The following is a 17,204-nucleotide window of genomic DNA, read 5'->3' on the forward strand; positions in this document are numbered from 1 at the left end:
GGGTCAGCCTCCGGCGGCGCCTTGCGGTGGCGGCGCTGCGTGCTTCTGCCGCGCCTCGGCCAGCGCCAGCAGCGCATGCAGCGCGGCCACCACCAGGGTGGAGCCGCCCTTGCGGCCGCGGATCACGATCCAGGGCACCTCGGCGACTTCCGCCATCAAATCCTTGGATTCGGCGGCGGAGACGAAGCCCACCGGCATGCCGACCACGAGGGCCGGCCGCACGCCCTCCTCGCGGATCAGGCGCACCAGTTCGATGAGCGCCGTGGGTGCGTTGCCGATGCCGACGACGGCGCCCTGCAGCAGCCCCTGCCGGTGCGCCTTGCGCATGGCCTGCACGGCGCGGGTCGTGTCCTCGGCCTGGGCCTGGGCGATCACGTCGGCGTCGCTGATGAACTGGTGCGTGCGCATGCCGAAGTGCGCCAGCCGCGGCTGCGACAGGCCCGAGCAGATCATCTCCACGTCGGCCACCACGGGCGCGCCGCCGCGCAGCATGGCGGCGATGCCGGCCTCCGCCGCATCGGGGTGGAAATCGGTCAGGCCGTTGAATTCGAAATCGGCGTTGGCGTGGATCATGCGGCGCACGATGGGCCACTGCTGCGCCGTGTAGGCATGCGGGCCGGCCTCGGCGTCGATGATGGCGAAGCTGTCGTGCTCGATGGCCTGGCCGGCGCGCGTGAGCTGTTCGGTGACGGTGTTGACCGTGCTCATGCGGCGGCTCCGGCCGGTTGGGGGGCGGCGTGGCCGGGATGGGCGTGATCGTGGCCATGGTCATGCGAATGCCCGTGGTCGTGTCCATGCGCGTGATCGTGTCCATGGCTGTGCCCGTGGTCGTGCGCGTGATCTGCACCTGCCGCCGCGATGGCCACAGGCGCATGCGCATGCGTGTGCTCATGGCTGTGCCCATGCCCCAGGTCGTGCGCGATCTCGCGGTACTTGCAGCCGTCGCACGGCAGGCGGCTGTCGGGCAGACCCGCCTGCAGGTCGGCCACGCGCTGCTCCAGCAGCTCGAAGATCTCGCGCTCCATGCCGAAGTGGCCCGACTGCGCGAAGCGCAGCTGCGGATACTGCACGCGCAGGTGCTCCACCTGCCGGGCTATGCGCTGCATCAGCGTGCCGGTGTAGAGGTAGTAGGGCAGCACCACGATCTGCTTCATGCCCAGCAGCGCCTGGCGCTGCACCACGCGCTCCAGGCGCGGCCAGGTGATGCCGGTGAAGGCGATCTCCACCAACTCGTGGTGGCTGTCCTCCTGCAGCCAGCGCGCCATCTTGGCGACGTCGCCATTGGCCTGCCGGTCGGACGAGCCCCGGCCCAGCAGCACGATGCCGGTGGTTGTGGGGTCGGGCATGTCCAGCTTCTGCATGCAGCGGCGCAGCTGGCGCTGCAGGATGGTGAGGATGGGCTCGCAGGCCGTCAGGTGCGGGCCGTAGAGGAATTCGACGCCCGGGCAGTGTTCTCGCGCATGCTCGATGGCTTCGGGGATTTCCATCTTCACGTGGCCGGCCGCGTTCAGGATGAGCGGCAGCACCAGCACGCGGCTGCTGCCCTTGGCGGCCATCAGCAGGCCATCGTGCAGGCCGGGTGGCGCGAATTCGATGAAGCAGACCTCGATGCGCCAGCCCGGCTGGCGCTCGCGCCACTGGCGCACGAAGGCGTGGATCTCGTCGTTGCCTTCTGGCTCGCGCGAGCCGTGGCCGATCAGGAGGATGGTGGTGGTCATGGGGCGGTCGGTGCGTGGGGTTCTTCGGGGGCCTCGGGCGCAGCGTTGGCTGCGGCCGGCTGGCTGGCGCGGCGGAAGCGGTGGGTGAAGCTTGCGTCGTAGAGCTTGGACTTGGCAAGCTCCTGCCATTGGCGCGCGCCCAGCGTGGGGCTGGCGATCACCATGGCCTGGCTGACGATGCCGGCGGCGCGGCAGCGCTCGCGGATGTCGGCCAGCGTGCCGCGCACGATGACCTCCTCGCCCGGCCAGCTGGCCTTGTGCACGACCAGCATGGGCGCGTCGTCCGCCCAGCCCGCCTCGCGCAGGCCGGCCTGCACCTTGTGCAGCAGCGTGATCGACAGAAAGATGCAGAGCGTGCAGTGGTGGCGGCCCAGCTCGGCCAGCGATTCGCCGGGCGGCATGGGCGTGCGGCCTTCCACGCGGGTGAAGATCACGCTCTGGGTGACCTCGGGCAGGGTGAAGCTCTCCACGGCGGCGGCGGCCGAGGCCATGGCCGACGACACGCCCGGCACCACGCGCACCGGCACGCCGGCGGCGTCCAGCGGCTGCACCACCTCGATCAGCGCGCCGTAGAGCGCCGGGTCGCCGGTCTGCAGGCGGATCACGGTCTCGTGCTTGTGCGCCTGCAGGATGAGCCAGGCGGCCATCTGCTCCAGCGTCATGTCCTTGCTGTCGGCGATGACGCAGCCGGGCGGCGCCCAGCGGGTGGCGGCCTCGTTGACCAGCGAGCCCGCGAACAGGATGGCCCCGGCGCGCTCGATGAGGGCGCGGCCTTTCACGGTGACGAGCTCGGGGTCGCCCGGCCCGGCGCCGACGAACCAGACGGTGCCCGGGGCGGTCATGGGCGGCAGGGCGCGAAAAGCGGCGCGCGCGCAAGGAAAACTGGCATGGGAAAGAACCGACAGGAATGCGTGTGCCCGGACTCCTGCCTCCCCGCAGGTTCCGTGAAATGGGCGCCGCCGCCCCGGCTCTCCTCCATCCTGTGACGGACAAAAAAGCCGGTGGCTGCGACGCCCCCTGTCGGCCGGTATCCGGGCTGGCGACGCTGCGATGGGCCCTTCCCAAAAGGCGCTGGGCCTTTCAGTGGGCGTGTGTTCCATGCAGGGTGAAGCCGGCGGTGCCGTCTTCGTCGCTGTACCGTTGCGGGGGCAGCCCAGGTTGGGGAACGTTCCTTGGCGGACGCTCCCTCCCTGGTTCCCGTTTAACTGCTCGGCCGCAATGGCCTTGCGAGCACCAACGGGGGTGAGTATAGGCCGGTGGGTGCCCGTGGCTGAAAGTGACGAGCCGTTGAGGGCTCCAGCGCTTGATCCATCAGCGCATGCAGCTATCAAAACAGTAGCACCATGCCCGGCGCCAACGAAAAGACCCGGCCAGGGCCGGGTCCGTTCGGTGCAGCCGGCGCGCCAGCAATGGCTGCGCGCCGGGGGCGGCGTTCAGCGCGAGAGCGCGTCCTGCGTGGCCGCGTCCAGGCGGCCCGTCACCGCGATGCCCTTGTCCTTCTGGAATTCGCGCAAGGCCTTGGTCGTGCGCGGGCCGGCCGCGCCGTCCGGCGTGCCCACGTTGTAGCCCAGCGCGGAGAGGCGCTCCTGTGCCTGCCGCATGGACATCGAGGCGCCCGCCTTGGTCTGCGAGGGCGCAGCTCCCCCGTCCACGCCCAGGCGCCCGCCGCCGCCCAGGCCCTGGCCCTGCACGCTCTGCGCCTTGTAGTTGCGCAGCGCCACGACCATCTGGTTGTATGCGTCCATGAAGGCGGCCGTCAGCACCTTGCCCTGCGCGGTGTTCTGGTAGCCGCCCAGCGAGCCGCCGGCCGATCCGCCAAAGAGGCTGCCGAAGCCCGCGAAGTCGCTCTTGGACGCACTGCCCTCGGAGGCGGAGACCTGCACGCCCGAGCGGTTGTCCACCAGGGTCAGCATGGCGCTCGCCTCGCGCGTCTTCATGCTGCCGCCGATGGCGGCGATGGCGGCGCCGCGCCCGCCGCCCAGCAGGCCCCCCAGGGCGCCGCCGATGCCGCCCGCGTCGGAATTGGAGAAGATGATCTCGGGCGAGAGGCCATAGTCGGAGGCGACCATCTGGCCCTGGCCGAAGTTGCTGCCCCCGCGCATCTCGCCGGAGCCCATCAGCTGGCGCTCGCGGTCCATGGCGCGCATGCCGGAGGCGCTGCGCTCGACGACGACGAAGCAGTTGGACTGCTGGATCAGCAGGCGCAGCAGGTTGGCGGTGGGCGGCAGCTTGTATTCGTTGCGCAGGATGGTGTACCAGCCCGCGTCCTGGTTCTCCACGAGGGAGACGGTGCCGAGAGGCGCGGCGCACTTTTGCAGCTCGCTGCTCTCGCCGGAGGCGCTGGCGCCGCCGGCAGCGCCGGTGGCGACGGTCTTGGCGTCGGGGCTGCCCATGCGCATGTTGGTGGTCTCGCAGCCGGCCAGCAGCAGGGCGGCGGCGCAGGCCGTGGCCAGCAGAGGGAGGGTGTGCATCTTCCGGGTCATGTTCGATTCCTCTCGGTGTCGTTGGAGTGTCGGTGTGAAAGGCGGTGCCGGGCAGCCGCCATGCCCTGCAAGCGGGCGAAGCGCGGCGGCATCATAGCGCCGGGCCTGACCGGCCCCAAGGCCCGCGCGTTCAGGCTTCGGGCGCGCCGATGCGGTAGAGCCACACCGGCTTGGCGCCGGCCTCGCCCCGCAGGCAGGCGTCCGCCGCCCGGCCGGGCACCTCGAATTCCAGACTCGCGAGCCAGCTGCCCGGCGCCATGTCCACCCCGGCCTTGGCGGCGGCGCGTTCCATGCTTTCCGGCCGCTGGAAGAGGTAGACAAGCGCATAGCCGCCCCAGTCGGCCGCCCAGATGTCGCCACGCCGCACCCGCGCCCAGGGGCAGCGCAGCGCGCACAGGGCCCGCAGCGGCCAGCTCCACTCCAGCCCGTGCAGGCGCGTCTGCGGGTAGGCCTGGCGCAATGCGATCAACCCGTCGCCCAGGCCGCAGCCGGCGTCCAGCACGGGCGCATCGGGCGGCAAAGGGGCCAGCGCGGCCAGGCCCTGCAGCGCGCCGCGCGGGGTGGGAAAGAGCGGCGCGTCGCGCCAGGCATTGAGCGGATAGACCAGCAGCAGCAGGGCCAGCGGCACCAGCCAGGCCCAGGCCGGCACGCCGGCGGCCGTGCCGGTGAGCACGAGCGACAGCGGAAACCCCGCCGCGATCAGCCCGCGCCGCCACCAACCCTGCCCCAGCAGGCTGGCCGCCGTGCCCAGGGCGCAGGCCAGCGCCAGCGCGACGGCGGCGGGCAGCCAGCGCTGCAGCCCCGCGTAGGCCAGCCAGGCGGCGCCCCAGGCCAGCAGGGCGGGCAGCGGCCAGGGCAGCCAGCGGTTCATGGCCGGGAGTGCCCGGGCAGGCGGAAAGGCATGGGCAGGAGGCGGTCGCGGTGAAGGTGCATTCCCAGTGACCGGTCAGGCGATGGGCTCGGCAGGTGCTTCGGTGCGCTGCATTCTAGTGAGGGGAACTCTGGCATTTCGCCGGGAGGCTCTGGTGCGGTTGTCCGCTTGCATCAAGGGCCTGCCTTTTTTTCTCAGGACGGGCGATAGAAAATGCGCCGCATCCCTTAATCTGGCTTCGACTTGAACATCCTCCCAACGTTGTCACTGATATAGGGCAGTGCGAGAGCAACCCCCCAACTCGCGGTGGCAACAAGCGTTAAAGCCTGAGCCCAGGACGAACTAATAAATACCATGTGACTGCTTAGTATGAGAACCAGAAAACAACCAGCGGTAATGAGGTTGAGCATCGGCGCCCACGACAAAAATCTCATGGACCCATAGAGCCCTGCGATCGCGCCCAAGATCGTGAGGGCCAGAAAAAGGATCGTTTCGCCATCGAGCGGAGTCGGTAGTCTTCCTTTGTAAGAATCTGGAAGCAGATCGAAAATCGCATCCAACCGAGCCGAAAGATTGAAAAGGATGAAGGACATGGCAACGATTACTCGGTACTGGTTTTTTGTCATGTATTCACCTTGCGTTATGCAATTTGCTGGCAACTTTAACGGTGTCGTACAGTCGTCACGCCAGAAAAGCTCCGGATTATTGATGCCATGACAAATCACTACATTTGTAGGTGATGGCGCATCACCCCCAGGGCGCCCGGGTGAGCGAAGCAGAAGCCGCAGGAAACGGTCGGGAGGGAAATATCCTCGAACGATCGTTCATGCCACAGGCTGATTCGCTTCTTCAAAGCGGCTCAAGGCACTGGGTACAGCAGTTCGGACGAGCGCGGTACGCCCCGATCCGGCGAATCACGTCAGAAGAATGGCCCGAGACGCCCTTGGCGCGGCACATTCCCAAGGTCGGCTTCTTGCTGACAGGCTGCGGCGCGGCTGTCCGCCCCGGCGTACGCGCCACTCCGCCCACAATCGACTGCACAGCCACCGGACCGCCCCTGTGACATTCCCCCTCCTTCGCCCCGCCTTGCCGATGACTCGCTCGCATCGCACACTCCGCATGCGGGCATCCCAGTCGTCCGCGGCGTCGTGCTCCGTGCATGACTGACCCCGCCGTTCCATCCGCGAGAGGCGCCGGTCGCCTGATCGGCGCGGCGCTCTTCAGCCTCGCCTGCGGCCTGCTCGTCGGCTACCTGGGCGGCTGGGTGCCGGTGCCGCCGCGCTGGGACCCGCTGGCCGCGCTGGACGTGGCCGAGACGCCGAACCTGCTGACGCCGTTCAAGATGCGCCGCGCACGCGCCGATCCGGACCAGTGCCTGGCGGCGCTGAAAAGTGCCGGCCTGCGCTTTTCCCCCGTGTCCGACCGCGCGCCGGTGCAGGGCTGCGGCTTTACGAACGCCGTGCGGCTGGAGTCGGGCCACCGCGTGCAGTTGAGCAGTGCCACGGTGCTCAGCTGCCGTACGGCGCTGTCGTTCGCGCTCTGGGAGCGGCACGACCTGCAGGCCGCCGCCCGCGCCGAGCTGGGCCAGGAGGTGCGCCGCATCGAACACCTGGGCAGCTACGCCTGCCGCAACGTGAACACCGGCGACGGGCGCGGCACCGGCCGCCGCAGCCGCCATGCCACGGCCGATGCGCTGGACGTGAGCGGGTTCACGCTGGCCAATGGCCGGCGCATCCAGCTGCTGCGTGATGCCCCCCAGCCGTGGGACGACGCCCAGGCGCTGCAGCGCGACCCGGTCGCCCGGTTTCTGCACGCCGCGCAAGCGGGCGCCTGCCGCCGCTTCGACGGCACGCTGGGCCCGGGCTACAACCGGGTGCACCGCGACCATTTCCACCTGGAAACGGGCGGCTGGCCGATCTGCCGCTGATGCGATTGCGGCGTCGGCCGACTTGGGCGGCGGGGCGCCCTGCTGCACCATGCAGGAGATCCGTTCGTATCTCCTTCCCGCCATCTCCCGCATCGGAACACCATGGACTTCAAGGACTACTACAGCGCTCTGGGCGTGGACCGCAAGGCGACGGCCGACGAAGTGCGCAAGGCCTATCGCAAGCTGGCCCGCAAGTACCATCCCGACGTCAGCCAGGAGGCCGACGCCGAGGCCAGGATGAAGGACGTCAACGAGGCCTACGAGGTGCTGCACGACGCCGAAAAGCGCGCCGCCTACGACGCCCTGGCCGACCGGGTGGCGAGCGGAGCGGCGCACGGTTCGGCGGGCCGCTCGGCGGGCACGCAGGGCTTCACACCGCCGCCCGGCTGGGACGAGGGCTTCGACTTCAGCCGTGCCCGCCATGGCGGCACCGCCGGCCCGGCCGACGATGCGGATTTCAGCGACTTCTTTTCGTCCCTGTTCGGCGCGGCCCAGCGCCGCCAGGCCCAGCAGCGCCAGCCACGCATGCGGGGCGACGACCAGCATGCGGCCATCGAGGTGGACCTGCCCACCAGCCTGCGCGGCGGCGAACACACCTTGCAGCTGCAGGCGATGGAGCTGGACGATGACGGCCAGCCCCACCTGGTGCAGCGCACGCTGCAGGTGAAGATTCCGCCCGGCGTGCGGCCGGGCCAGCTGATCCGGCTGGCCGGCCAGGGCCTGCCCGGGCACGGCGGCGAGCCGGCGGGCGACCTGTTCCTGGAGCTGCGCCTCACGCCCGATGCGCGCTGGCGGGTCGAGGGCCACGACGTGACCATGAAGCTGCCGGTGACGCCCAGCGAGGCCGCGCTGGGCGCGCAGGTGCGGGTGCCGCTGCCCAATGGCGACGAGGTGGAGGTCACCGTGCCGCCCGGCTCCCGGCCCGGGCGCCGGCTGCGGCTGAAGGACCGCGGCTTTCCGGGCGCGACGCCCGGCCATCTGTACCTGGAACTGGAGCTGGCGCTGCCGCCCGCCGATTCCGAAGCCGCCCGCGCGGCCTACGAGGCGCTGGCCCGGGCCAGCGCAGCCTTCAACCCCCGCAGCGCCCTGGGAGCCTCCGCATGACCACCACGACCTACGTTCGCCACACCAGCGTCACCATCACGCAAGCCCACCCTGTGGACGCTGCCCACCCGCTGGGCATGACCGAACTGGCCCGCGCGGCGGGCGACCGCGAGGAATGGGTCGTCGCGCTGGTCGAAGCCGGCCTGATCGCGCCCGCCGTGCCCGGCGCGCCGCAGGCGCAGTGGGTGTTCGACGGAGAGGCGCTGCGCTGCGCGCTGCAGGCGCGGCGGCTGCAGCGGGACTTCGACGTCGGCCTGGATGCGGCCGCGCTCATCATCGATCTGCAGCGCGAGGTGCGGCGGCTGCGGGCGCTGGTGGGTGCGGCGCAGCCGCAGGGGCCGGCTGGCGGCTAGCCGCGCAGCCGGTCGATCAACCCGTTCAGCGCCTCCAGCGAGCCGAACTGGATCGCCAGCTCGCCCATCTCCTCGGTCTGGCCGCCGCGCTTGACGCGCTTCTTGATGCGCACTTCCACCTCGGCCATCAGCAGGTCGGACAGCTCTTCTTCCACGCGCTTCACGTCGCCGGACTTATCCGCGCCCTTCTTGCCGCCGGCGCTGGAGGGCGTCAGGCTGAATTCGGCGCTCAGCTTCTTCACCAGCGCTTCGGATTCGCGCACCGACAGCTTGCGCGCGGCGATCTGGTTGCCGGCGGTGATCTGCGCGGCGCGGTCCAGCGCCAGCAGGGCGCGGGCGTGGCCCATGTCCAGGTCGCCCGCCATGAGCATGGACTGCACCGGCTCGGCCAGGTTCAAGAGGCGCAGCAGGTTGCTGGCGGCGCTGCGCGAGCGGCCCACGGCCTGCGCGGCCTGCTCGTGGGTCAGGCCGAATTCGCGGGTCAGGCGCGCCAGGCCCTGGGCTTCTTCGAGCGGGTTCAGGTCTTCGCGCTGGATGTTCTCGATGAGCGCCATGGCGGCGGCGGACTCGTCCGGTACGTCGCGCACCAGCACCGGCACTTCGGCCAGGCCCGCCAGGCGCGAGGCGCGGAAGCGGCGCTCGCCGGCGATGATCTCGTACTGGCCGGCGTTCTCGCCCGTGGCCAGCCGCCGCACCAGGATGGGCTGCATGATGCCCTGCGCCTTGATGGACTCGGCCAGCTCGTAGAGCGCGCCTTCGTCCATGCGGGTGCGGGGCTGGTACATGCCCGGCACCAGCGCGCTCAGGGGCAGCGTGGTGGGAGTGCCGCTGTCGGGGGCGGGGGCGCCCGGCGCGCTGCCGCCTGCGGCGGGCGGCGCCGTCGGCAGGGCATCCGCGACCTTGGGGCCGAGCAGGGCTTCGAGTCCGCGGCCGAGGCCCTTGGGTTTCTTGGTGACCATGGTGGTTGTCGTCGTCTTCAATGCGGAGGGTTGTTCTTCAAGGGGGCGTGCAGCGCTCTGAGCAGCTCCAGCCCTTCGTCCCAGTCGCCCAGGCCCGATTCGGCATTCAGGTGGCCGCGCGCGCCCGCGTCGTGCAGGCGGGCGCCCCAGCTGACGGCCAGGCCCTGGGCGCGGGCGAAGCTGCAGTACGGGTCGTCCTGGCTGGCCACCAGCACGGCCGGGAATGGCAGGGGCTGGCGGGCGATGGGGCTCCAGCCGGGCAGCAGAGGGGCGATGTCGGGGCTTTCGACGTCGCCGGGCGCGACCAGCAGCGCGCCCCGCACGCGGTGGGCGTTGCGCGAGTGCGCGGCCCACCAGGCGGCAAGGATGCAGCCCAGGCTGTGCGCGACCAGCACCACGGGGCCGCCGGCGTCGACCACGGTCTCTTCCAGCCGCGCCGACCAGTCGCCGCGCAGGGGGTGCATCCAGTCGTGCTGCTCCACGCGGTGAAAGCCGTACAGGGCTTCCCAGCGGGTCTGCCAATGGCCTTCGCCGGAGTTCTGCCAGCCGGGCAGGATCAAGACGCGAGACGCTTCCATGGGGTTCACTTGCTCACTTATTGATAGCTGCAGGCGCTTATCCATCAAGCGCTGGGGGCTGGTTTGGCATGCAAACCGACCTGCACGCGCCGCACCATTTCGCGGGCGAACTCCAGGAAGGCCTGGCTGCCGCGGGCATTGGGGTCGAACACCACGCCGGGCAGGCCGTAGCTGGGCGCCTCGGCCAGGCGCACGTTGCGCGGGATGACGGTGTCGAACACCTTGTCGCCGAAATGGTCCTTGAGCTGGGCGCTGACTTGCGCCTGCAGGGTGATGCGCGGGTCGAACATGACGCGCAGGAGGCCGATGATCTGCAGGTCGCGGTTGAGGTTGGCATGCACCTGCTTGATGGTGTTGACCAGGTCCGTGAGCCCTTCGAGCGCGAAGTATTCGCACTGCATGGGCACGACCACGCCGTGGGCGCTGCAGAGGCCGTTGAGCGTCAGCATCGACAGGCTGGGCGGGCAGTCGATGAGCACGAAGTCGTAGTCGCCGTCCACCTCGGCCAGGGCGGCCTTCAGGCGGCGCTCGCGGTGCTCCAGGGTGACCAGCTCGACCTCGGCGCCGGCCAGCTCGCGGTTGGCGCCCAGCACGTGGTAGCCGCACTGTTCGGCTTTGACGGCGGCTTCCTGGATGGAGGCCGACTCCAGCAGCACGTCGTACACCGTCAGCTCCAGCGCGCGCTTGTCCACGCCCGAGCCCATGGTGGCGTTGCCCTGCGGATCCAGGTCGACCAGCAGCACGCGCTGGCCCACCTTGGCCAGGCCGGCGGCCAGGTTGACGGAGGTCGTCGTCTTGCCGACGCCCCCTTTTTGGTTCGCGATGCAGAAGATCTGGGCCATGGCGTGCGGGTGCTTTTCAGAGAGGATGCAATGACGAGGGAGCGCGGAAACTACTTAGACAGTGCCAGCTTCAGGCCGAAGCCGATCAGGAAGACGCCTGCCGTTTTCTCCAGGGCGCGGGCCACGGCCGGGTGGGCGCGCATGCGGGCCGCCAGGTGGTGGGTGAGCAGCACCACGATCAGGCTGTAGAGGAAGGTGAGCGTCGCGATGGTGGCGGCCATCACCCCGAAGGTCAGCAGGCCCTGATGCCGGACCGGGTCCACGAAGAGCGGAAAGAAGGCCATGTAGAAGACGATGGCCTTGGGGTTGAGCAGCGTGATGATGGCGCCCTGGCGGAAGTAGTGCCGCGGCTGGATGGTGATGGCCGGCGCGTCGCCGGGCCGGGCAGTGAGTAGCTTGAAGCCCAGCCAGGCGAGATAGCCGGCGCCCAGCCACTGCACCGCGTGGAAGGCGGCGGGGTAGGCAGCCAGCAGCGCGGCCACGCCGGCCACCGCCAGCCACATCAGCACCTGGTCGCCGGCGATGACGCCGAACCCGGCGGCCAGCCCGGCACGCACGCCGCCCTTGCCGGTGGACGTGATGAGCGCCAGGTTGCCGGGGCCGGGGATGGCGAGGAACAGCACGATGGCCGCGACGAAAGCGCCGTAATCAGCAATACCGAACATCGAACACCCCCGGAGCGCAAAAGGATGCCGAGTTTACGCGAGCGTTCCGTGCCACCCGCTCAGCGGGGTGCGGCGACGGTCGCGGGCCGCATCCAGACGATGCAGCGCTCCGCTTCCAGGCCTGGTACCGAGAGGGGTTCCACGTGAAACACCGACACGCCGGGGGGCATCGCCGCCAGCTCGTCGGCCGGGTGCTTGCCCTTCATCGCCAGCCATACGCCCTGCGGGGCCAGGGCGGCGGCGGACCAGGTGGCGAAGTCCACCAGCGACGCGAAGGCGCGGCAGCTGACCACGTCGAACGGCCCGCTCAGGTGCTCCACCCGCGCATGCACGCCATGCAGATGGGGCAGGCGCAGGGTGGCGGCGCTTTGCTGGATGAAGGCGGCTTTCTTGGCAACAGTGTCGACGCAGCTCACGTCGAGCTCGGGGCAGCAGATGGCGAACACCACGCCGGGCAAGCCGCCGCCGGAGCCCACGTCCAGCAGGCGCGCCCCGCCCTGCCCGGCCGGCCGCTGCGCCAGGTGGCGCTGCAGGGGTGCCACGGCGGCCAGGCTGTCGAGCAGGTGATGGGTGAGCATCTCCTGCGGGTCGCGCACCGAAGTGAGGTTGTAGACCTTGTTCCACTTCTGCAGCAGGGCCAGGAAGTCGAGCAGCTGACCCTGCTGCGCATCCGAAAGCGAAAGGCCCAGCGTGCGGATGCCCTCTTCCAGCGGCCCGCTCAGCGCGGCGGCGGCCGTGCTCATGCCGCTGCCTCGGTGGGTTCGGCGGCGGCGTCTGCGGACTGCGCGGCAAAGCCCTTGAAGCCGCTTTTCTTCAGGTACACCAGCAGCAGCGACACGGCGGCTGGGGTGACGCCCGAGATGCGCGATGCCTGGCCCAGCGTCTCCGGGCGGTGCTTCTGCAGCTTCTGGCGCACTTCGATGGACAGGGCAGGCACCTGCAGGTAGTCGAGGGCAGCGGGCAGCCGCAGCGTTTCGTAATAGGCGGCGCGCTGCACTTCGTCCTTTTGCCGGTCGATGTAGCCGGCGTACTTGGCGGCGATCTCCACCTGTTCCAGCACCGGCCCGCTCAGGTCGCCCAGTGTTTCACGTGAAACTTCCTGCGAGCGGTACTTGCCGCCGTCCAGACTCATCAGGCTGTCATAGGCCACGTCCGGGCGGCGCAGCAGGTCGAACAGGTTGTACTCATGCTCGATGGCCTTGCCCAGCACCCGCTCCGATTCGGCAGCCGGCAGGTTGCGCGGGTTGACCCAGGTGCTCTTGAGGCGCTCTGTTTCACGTGAAACAGCGTCGCGCTTGCGGCTGAACGCCTCCCAGCGGGCGTCATCCACCAGGCCCATGCGGCGCCCTGCTTCGGTCAGGCGCATGTCGGCGTTGTCTTCGCGCAGCTGCAGGCGGAACTCGGCCCGGCTGGTGAACATGCGGTAGGGCTCGGTCACGCCCTTGGTGATGAGGTCGTCCACCAGCACGCCCAGGTAGGCTTCATCGCGGCGCGGCAGCCAGGCGTCTTCGCCCCGGCATTGCAGGGCGGCGTTGATGCCGGCGAACAGGCCCTGGGCGGCGGCTTCTTCATAGCCCGTGGTGCCGTTGATCTGGCCCGCGAAGAAGAGGCCGTGAATCTGCCGTGTCTCGAAGCTGCTCTTGAGCGAGCGCGGGTCGAAATAGTCGTATTCGATGGCGTAGCCGGGGCGCAGGATGTGTGCGTTCTCCAGGCCGCGCATGGAGCGCACCAGCTCGTACTGCACGTCGAACGGCAGGCTCGTGCTGATGCCGTTGGGGTAGAACTCGTGGGTGGTCAGGCCCTCGGGCTCCAAAAAGATCTGGTGGCTGTCCTTGTCGGCGAAGCGGTTGATCTTGTCTTCCACGCTGGGGCAGTAGCGCGGGCCCACGCCCTCGATCTTGCCGGTGAACATGGGGCTGCGGTCGAAGCCGGAGCGGATGATCTCGTGCGTGCGCTCGTTGGTGTGGGTGACCCAGCACGGGACCTGGCGCGGGTGCATGGCCGCCCCGCCATATGCATGGGCCATGAAGCTGAACACGGGCACAGTGCCTTCGTTCACGCCGCCGGGCATGCCGTCGCCGGGCTGCTCGTCCAGCTGGCTGAAGTCGATGCTGCGGCCATCGATGCGCGGCGGCGTGCCGGTCTTCAGGCGCCCTTGCGGCAGCTGCAGTTCCTTCAGGCGCGCCGACAGGCTCACGGCGGGCGGGTCGCCCGCGCGGCCGGCGGCGTAGTTGTTCAGGCCGACGTGGATCTTGCCGTCCAGGAAGGTGCCGGCCGTCAGCACCACGGTGCGGGAGCGGAAGGCGATGCCCACCTGCGTGACGGCGCCCACGACCCGGTCGCCTTCCACCATCAGGTCGTCGACGGCCTGCTGAAAGAGCCACAGGTTGGGCTGGTTCTCCAGCATGCGGCGGATGGCGGCCTTGTAGAGCACGCGGTCTGCCTGGGCGCGGGTGGCCCGCACGGCCGGGCCCTTGGAGCCGTTGAGGATGCGGAACTGGATGCCGCCTTCATCCGTGGCCAGGGCCATGGCGCCGCCGAGTGCGTCCACCTCTTTCACCAGGTGACCCTTGCCGATGCCGCCGATGCTGGGGTTGCAGCTCATCTGCCCCAGCGTTTCGATGTTGTGCGTGAGCAGCAAGGTCTTGCTGCCCATGCGGGCCGCGGCCAGCGCTGCCTCGGTGCCGGCATGGCCGCCACCGACGACGATGACATCAAATTCCTGGGGGTACAACATGGTGCTTCACTCCGGGCGTGCCTGGGGCAGCCCTCTTCTAACGGTCGAATCCAACGCGGAACCGGCAATTTTCCCACGTCGGGCCATTTCTGTCGCCGCCAGGGGCTGCGCCGGTGTTTCACGTGAAACAGCCTTCGGCGGATTGCAGGATTCCTGCCGGCGCCGTGTGCTCCAATGTTCCGCACCATGCAAAAAATCCTTGTCTTCGCGGGCAGCACCCGCGCCCAATCCTTCAACCGGCGCCTGGCGCACGCGGCGGCCGGCATCGCCCGGGGCCTGGGGGCCGACGCCACGGTGCTGGAGCTGTCGGACTACGACATTCCCATGTACAACGCCGACCTGGAAGCACGGGGCACGCCACCCGACGTGGTGCGGTTGAAAGAGGCTTTGCATGCCCACCCGGCCTGGCTCATCTGCTCGCCCGAATACAACGGCAGCTACACCGCGCTGCTGAAGAACACGCTGGACTGGGCCTCCAGCCCCGTGGCCGGGCATGCCACCTGGGGGGACGGCACCCTGCCGTTCCGCGGCAAGGTGGTGGGCCTGCTGAGTGCATCGAACGGCAGCCTGGGCGGGCTGCGGTCGCAGGGGCACCTGGCCCCGCTGCTGATGAACCTGGAATGCTGGGTGGCGCCCCGGGGCTTCGCGCTGTCGCAGGCGGCCACGGCTTTCGACGAGGCGGGCGCACTGGCGCAGGCCGCGCACCAGTCGCGGGTGGCCGAGGTGGTGCGGCAGGTGCTGTGGGCGGCAGAGCGGCTGCACGCTCCCGAGGCCTGAAGGGCGAACCGCATGATGCGGCGCCGTCTGGCGTCCAGACGGCGGTTCGGCCTGCGGCCTGCGGCTGCAGGGCGGCTGGGTTGGCGCTAGCATGCAGGGTGGTTTCTTGCCTCCGTGGCCGACCCCCCTTTTCCCCCTTCCCTCATTCACTCCGCCGCCCATGGGCGGCCCCACTCCATGAAGCTCTACTACAGCCCTGGCGCCTGCTCCCTGTCCCCCCACATCGCCCTGCTGGAAGCGGGCCTGGCCTTCACGCCCGTGCTGGCGCCCACCAAGACCCACCAGCTGCCGGACGGCACCGACTACTACCAGATCAACCCTCTGGGCTACGTGCCCCTGCTGGAGCTGGACGATGGCACCCGCCTGCGTGAAGGCCCGGCCATCGTGCAGTACATCGCCGACCAGGCGCCGCACAAGAACCTGGCGCCGGCCAACGGCACGCTGGCGCGCTACCGTCTGCAGGAGTGGCTGAACTTCATCGGCACCGAGCTGCACAAGGGCTTCGGGCCGCTGTTCAGCCCGGCCACGCCCGACGATTACAAGGCCACCCTGCGCGAAAAGCTGCTGTCGCGCCTGAAGTGGGTGGATGGCCAGCTCGAGGGCCGCGAGTGGCTGACGGGCGAGCACTTCTCGGTGGCCGACGGCTACCTGTTCACCGTCTGCAACTGGAGCAAGACCGTGGGCCTGGACCTCTCGGCGATGCAGAACCTGCAGGCCTACCTGTCCCGCGTGGGTGCGCGCCCGGCTGTGCAGGCGGCGCTCAAGGCAGAAGGCCTGGTGAAGTAAGGCCGCTTTCCAAGGCCGGTCTCACGGAGCACTCCATCACGCAGGCGAGCGGGCGCTCGCCTTGTCGCTGGGTGGCGTGTTTCACGTGAAACCACCGTGCTACCCAGTGGCCTAGCACGGAATCGATGTCCCGTCGCGGCGCTCACCCACTGCAGCCGCCGCGGAATCAGGGTAACTTCCCAGCAGTCCGGTGCCGTCCGGCTTTTTGCCTGAACCGCACCACTGACTCATCAACCCTTCCCAGGAATTCTTTCGATGTCCCAGACCTTGTTCGACCCCATCCAGGCCGGTGACCTGCAACTGGCCAACCGCATCGCCATGGCGCCGCTGACGCGCAACCGTTCGCCCAATGCCGTCCCGCGTGACATCACGGCGACCTATTACGCCCAGCGCGCCAGCGCCGGCCTGCTCATCACCGAGGCCACCGCCATCAGCCACCAGGGCCAGGGCTATGCCGACGTGCCGGGCCTCTACGGCAGCGACCAGCTCGACGGCTGGAAGAAGGTGACGGCGGCCGTGCACCAGCGCGGCGGCAAGATCGTCACCCAGCTCTGGCACGTGGGCCGTATCTCGCACGTCGACCTGCAGCCGGACGGCGGCCAGCCCGTGGCCCCGTCTGCCATCACCGCCAAGGCCAAGACCTATCTGGTGGATCGCGAAAGCGGCAAGGGCCAGTTCGTGGCCACCTCCGAGCCCCGGGCGCTGGATGCGTCCGAGCTGCCCGGCATCGTGCACACCTACGCCGCAGCGGCGCGCAACGCGGTGGAAACCGCCGGCTTCGATGGCGTGGAGATCCACGGCGCCAACGGCTACCTGCTGGACCAGTTCCTCAAGACTGGCGCCAACCAGCGCACCGACGACTACGGCGGCAGCATCGAGAACCGCGCCCGCCTGCTGCTCGAAGCGACCCGCGCCGTGGTGGATGCCATCGGCGGCGGCAAGGTGGGCATCCGCCTCTCGCCCGTCACGCCGGCCAACGACATCGCCGATGCCGATCCGCAGCCCCTCTTCGACTACGTGATCCGCCAGCTGGCGCCGCTGGGCCTGGCGTACGTGCACGTCATCGAGGGCGCCACGGGCGGCCCGCGCGAGGTGGAAGGCCGCCCGTTCGACTACGAAGCCTTGAAGCGCGCCTACCGCGCAGCGGGCGGCCAGGGCGCATGGATGGTCAATAACGCCTACGACCGGGCGCTGGCGCTGGAGGCGGTGGCCAGCGGCCAGGCCGACATCGTCGCCTTCGGCAAGGCCTACATCTCCAACCCCGACCTGGTGGAGCGCCTGCGCCAGGACGCTCCGCTGAACGCCTGGGACCAGTCCACCTTCTACGGCGGTGGCGAAAAGGGCTACACCGACTATCCCACCCTGGCCTGATCGGCCTCCTGCGCCCGTCCCGCCTGGGGTTGT

General features: G+C 69.6%; 18 protein-coding genes and 1 riboswitch. Of the genes, 6 read left to right on the plus strand and 12 right to left on the minus strand.

Going from position 1 to position 17,204, the window contains the following annotated elements; genetic code table 11:
- Positions 1-3 precede the first annotated feature (3 nt).
- From ABWV53_RS06040 to ABWV53_RS06065, 6 genes are all read right to left on the minus strand, one after another.
- The gene (locus ABWV53_RS06040; protein WP_353363964.1) at positions 4-708 is read right to left on the minus strand and encodes a precorrin-8X methylmutase; all 705 of its coding nucleotides are present in this window, start codon (positions 706-708) and stop codon (positions 4-6) included.
- On the minus strand, positions 705-1,718 hold the full coding sequence (locus tag ABWV53_RS06045; protein WP_353363966.1) for a sirohydrochlorin chelatase: 1,014 nt from the start codon (positions 1,716-1,718) through the stop codon (positions 705-707). The genes ABWV53_RS06040 and ABWV53_RS06045 overlap by 4 nt, the downstream gene beginning before the upstream one ends.
- Positions 1,715-2,560, minus strand: a complete 846-nt coding sequence (gene cobM, locus ABWV53_RS06050) for a precorrin-4 C(11)-methyltransferase (RefSeq protein ID WP_353363968.1) — start codon at positions 2,558-2,560, stop codon at positions 1,715-1,717. The genes ABWV53_RS06045 and cobM overlap by 4 nt, the downstream gene beginning before the upstream one ends.
- A 163-nt stretch (positions 2,561-2,723) precedes the next feature.
- Positions 2,724-2,971, minus strand: a riboswitch (cobalamin riboswitch).
- Between the two features lie 180 nt (positions 2,972-3,151).
- Positions 3,152-4,201 carry a peptidoglycan-binding protein gene (locus tag ABWV53_RS06055; RefSeq protein ID WP_353363970.1) on the minus strand — a complete coding sequence of 350 codons (1,050 nt, stop codon included), beginning with the start codon at positions 4,199-4,201 and terminating at the stop codon, positions 3,152-3,154.
- A 130-nt stretch (positions 4,202-4,331) separates the two neighbouring features.
- Complete coding sequence (locus ABWV53_RS06060) at positions 4,332-5,072, minus strand: class I SAM-dependent methyltransferase (RefSeq protein ID WP_353363972.1); 741 nt, start codon at positions 5,070-5,072, stop codon at positions 4,332-4,334.
- A gap of 227 nt (positions 5,073-5,299) precedes the next feature.
- A complete protein-coding gene (locus ABWV53_RS06065; RefSeq protein ID WP_353363974.1) occupies positions 5,300-5,665 on the minus strand; it encodes a hypothetical protein in 366 nt (121 codons plus the stop codon).
- A 566-nt stretch (positions 5,666-6,231) separates the two neighbouring features.
- On the opposite strand from ABWV53_RS06065, the gene ABWV53_RS06070 reads away from it, so the two are divergent.
- The 3 genes from ABWV53_RS06070 (at position 6,232) to ABWV53_RS06080 (ending at position 8,456) form a co-directional block, all read left to right on the plus strand.
- Positions 6,232-6,999, plus strand: coding sequence for an extensin-like domain-containing protein (locus ABWV53_RS06070; RefSeq protein ID WP_353363976.1), 768 nt, complete (start codon positions 6,232-6,234; stop codon positions 6,997-6,999).
- Positions 7,000-7,101: 102 nt separating this feature from the next.
- Positions 7,102-8,103 (plus strand): DnaJ C-terminal domain-containing protein, encoded by a 1,002-nt coding sequence (locus ABWV53_RS06075; protein WP_353363978.1) that lies wholly within the window; start codon positions 7,102-7,104, stop codon positions 8,101-8,103.
- The gene (locus ABWV53_RS06080) at positions 8,100-8,456 is read left to right on the plus strand and encodes a chaperone modulator CbpM (RefSeq protein ID WP_353363980.1); all 357 of its coding nucleotides are present in this window, start codon (positions 8,100-8,102) and stop codon (positions 8,454-8,456) included. Before ABWV53_RS06075 ends, ABWV53_RS06080 begins: the two co-directional genes overlap by 4 nt.
- On the opposite strand, the gene ABWV53_RS06085 is transcribed toward ABWV53_RS06080, so the two are convergent.
- The 6 genes from ABWV53_RS06085 to mnmG are packed head-to-tail and all read right to left on the minus strand — an operon-like array spanning position 8,453 to position 14,237.
- On the minus strand, positions 8,453-9,415 hold the full coding sequence (locus ABWV53_RS06085) for a ParB/RepB/Spo0J family partition protein (protein ID WP_353363982.1): 963 nt from the start codon (positions 9,413-9,415) through the stop codon (positions 8,453-8,455). The two genes, ABWV53_RS06080 and ABWV53_RS06085, sit on opposite strands and share 4 nt — an antisense overlap.
- 17 nt (positions 9,416-9,432) lie before the next feature.
- Positions 9,433-9,993, minus strand: coding sequence for an RBBP9/YdeN family alpha/beta hydrolase (locus ABWV53_RS06090; protein WP_353363984.1), 561 nt, complete (start codon positions 9,991-9,993; stop codon positions 9,433-9,435).
- A gap of 44 nt (positions 9,994-10,037) precedes the next feature.
- On the minus strand, positions 10,038-10,835 hold the full coding sequence (locus tag ABWV53_RS06095) for a ParA family protein (protein WP_353363986.1): 798 nt from the start codon (positions 10,833-10,835) through the stop codon (positions 10,038-10,040).
- A 50-nt stretch (positions 10,836-10,885) separates the two neighbouring features.
- The gene (locus ABWV53_RS06100) at positions 10,886-11,500 is read right to left on the minus strand and encodes a LysE family translocator (protein ID WP_353363988.1); all 615 of its coding nucleotides are present in this window, start codon (positions 11,498-11,500) and stop codon (positions 10,886-10,888) included.
- Between the two features lie 59 nt (positions 11,501-11,559).
- Positions 11,560-12,243, minus strand: a complete 684-nt coding sequence (gene rsmG / locus ABWV53_RS06105) for a 16S rRNA (guanine(527)-N(7))-methyltransferase RsmG (RefSeq protein ID WP_353363990.1) — start codon at positions 12,241-12,243, stop codon at positions 11,560-11,562.
- The gene (gene mnmG, locus ABWV53_RS06110) at positions 12,240-14,237 is read right to left on the minus strand and encodes a tRNA uridine-5-carboxymethylaminomethyl(34) synthesis enzyme MnmG (protein ID WP_353363992.1); all 1,998 of its coding nucleotides are present in this window, start codon (positions 14,235-14,237) and stop codon (positions 12,240-12,242) included. The genes rsmG and mnmG overlap by 4 nt, the downstream gene beginning before the upstream one ends.
- A 186-nt stretch (positions 14,238-14,423) precedes the next feature.
- Between mnmG and ABWV53_RS06115 the strand changes: the two genes are divergently transcribed.
- The 3 genes from ABWV53_RS06115 to ABWV53_RS06125 all read left to right on the plus strand — a co-directional run bounded on the left by ABWV53_RS06115 (position 14,424) and on the right by ABWV53_RS06125 (position 17,171).
- Complete coding sequence (locus ABWV53_RS06115) at positions 14,424-15,014, plus strand: NADPH-dependent FMN reductase (RefSeq protein ID WP_353363994.1); 591 nt, start codon at positions 14,424-14,426, stop codon at positions 15,012-15,014.
- Between the two features lie 177 nt (positions 15,015-15,191).
- On the plus strand, positions 15,192-15,800 hold the full coding sequence (gene gstA, locus ABWV53_RS06120; protein WP_353363996.1) for a glutathione transferase GstA: 609 nt from the start codon (positions 15,192-15,194) through the stop codon (positions 15,798-15,800).
- A gap of 255 nt (positions 15,801-16,055) precedes the next feature.
- Positions 16,056-17,171, plus strand: a complete 1,116-nt coding sequence (locus tag ABWV53_RS06125) for an alkene reductase (protein WP_353363998.1) — start codon at positions 16,056-16,058, stop codon at positions 17,169-17,171.
- Positions 17,172-17,204 lie beyond the last annotated feature (33 nt).

It is taken from the genome of Acidovorax sp. FG27 (assembly GCF_040365715.1).
GTDB lineage: Bacteria > Pseudomonadota > Gammaproteobacteria > Burkholderiales > Burkholderiaceae_C > Paracidovorax.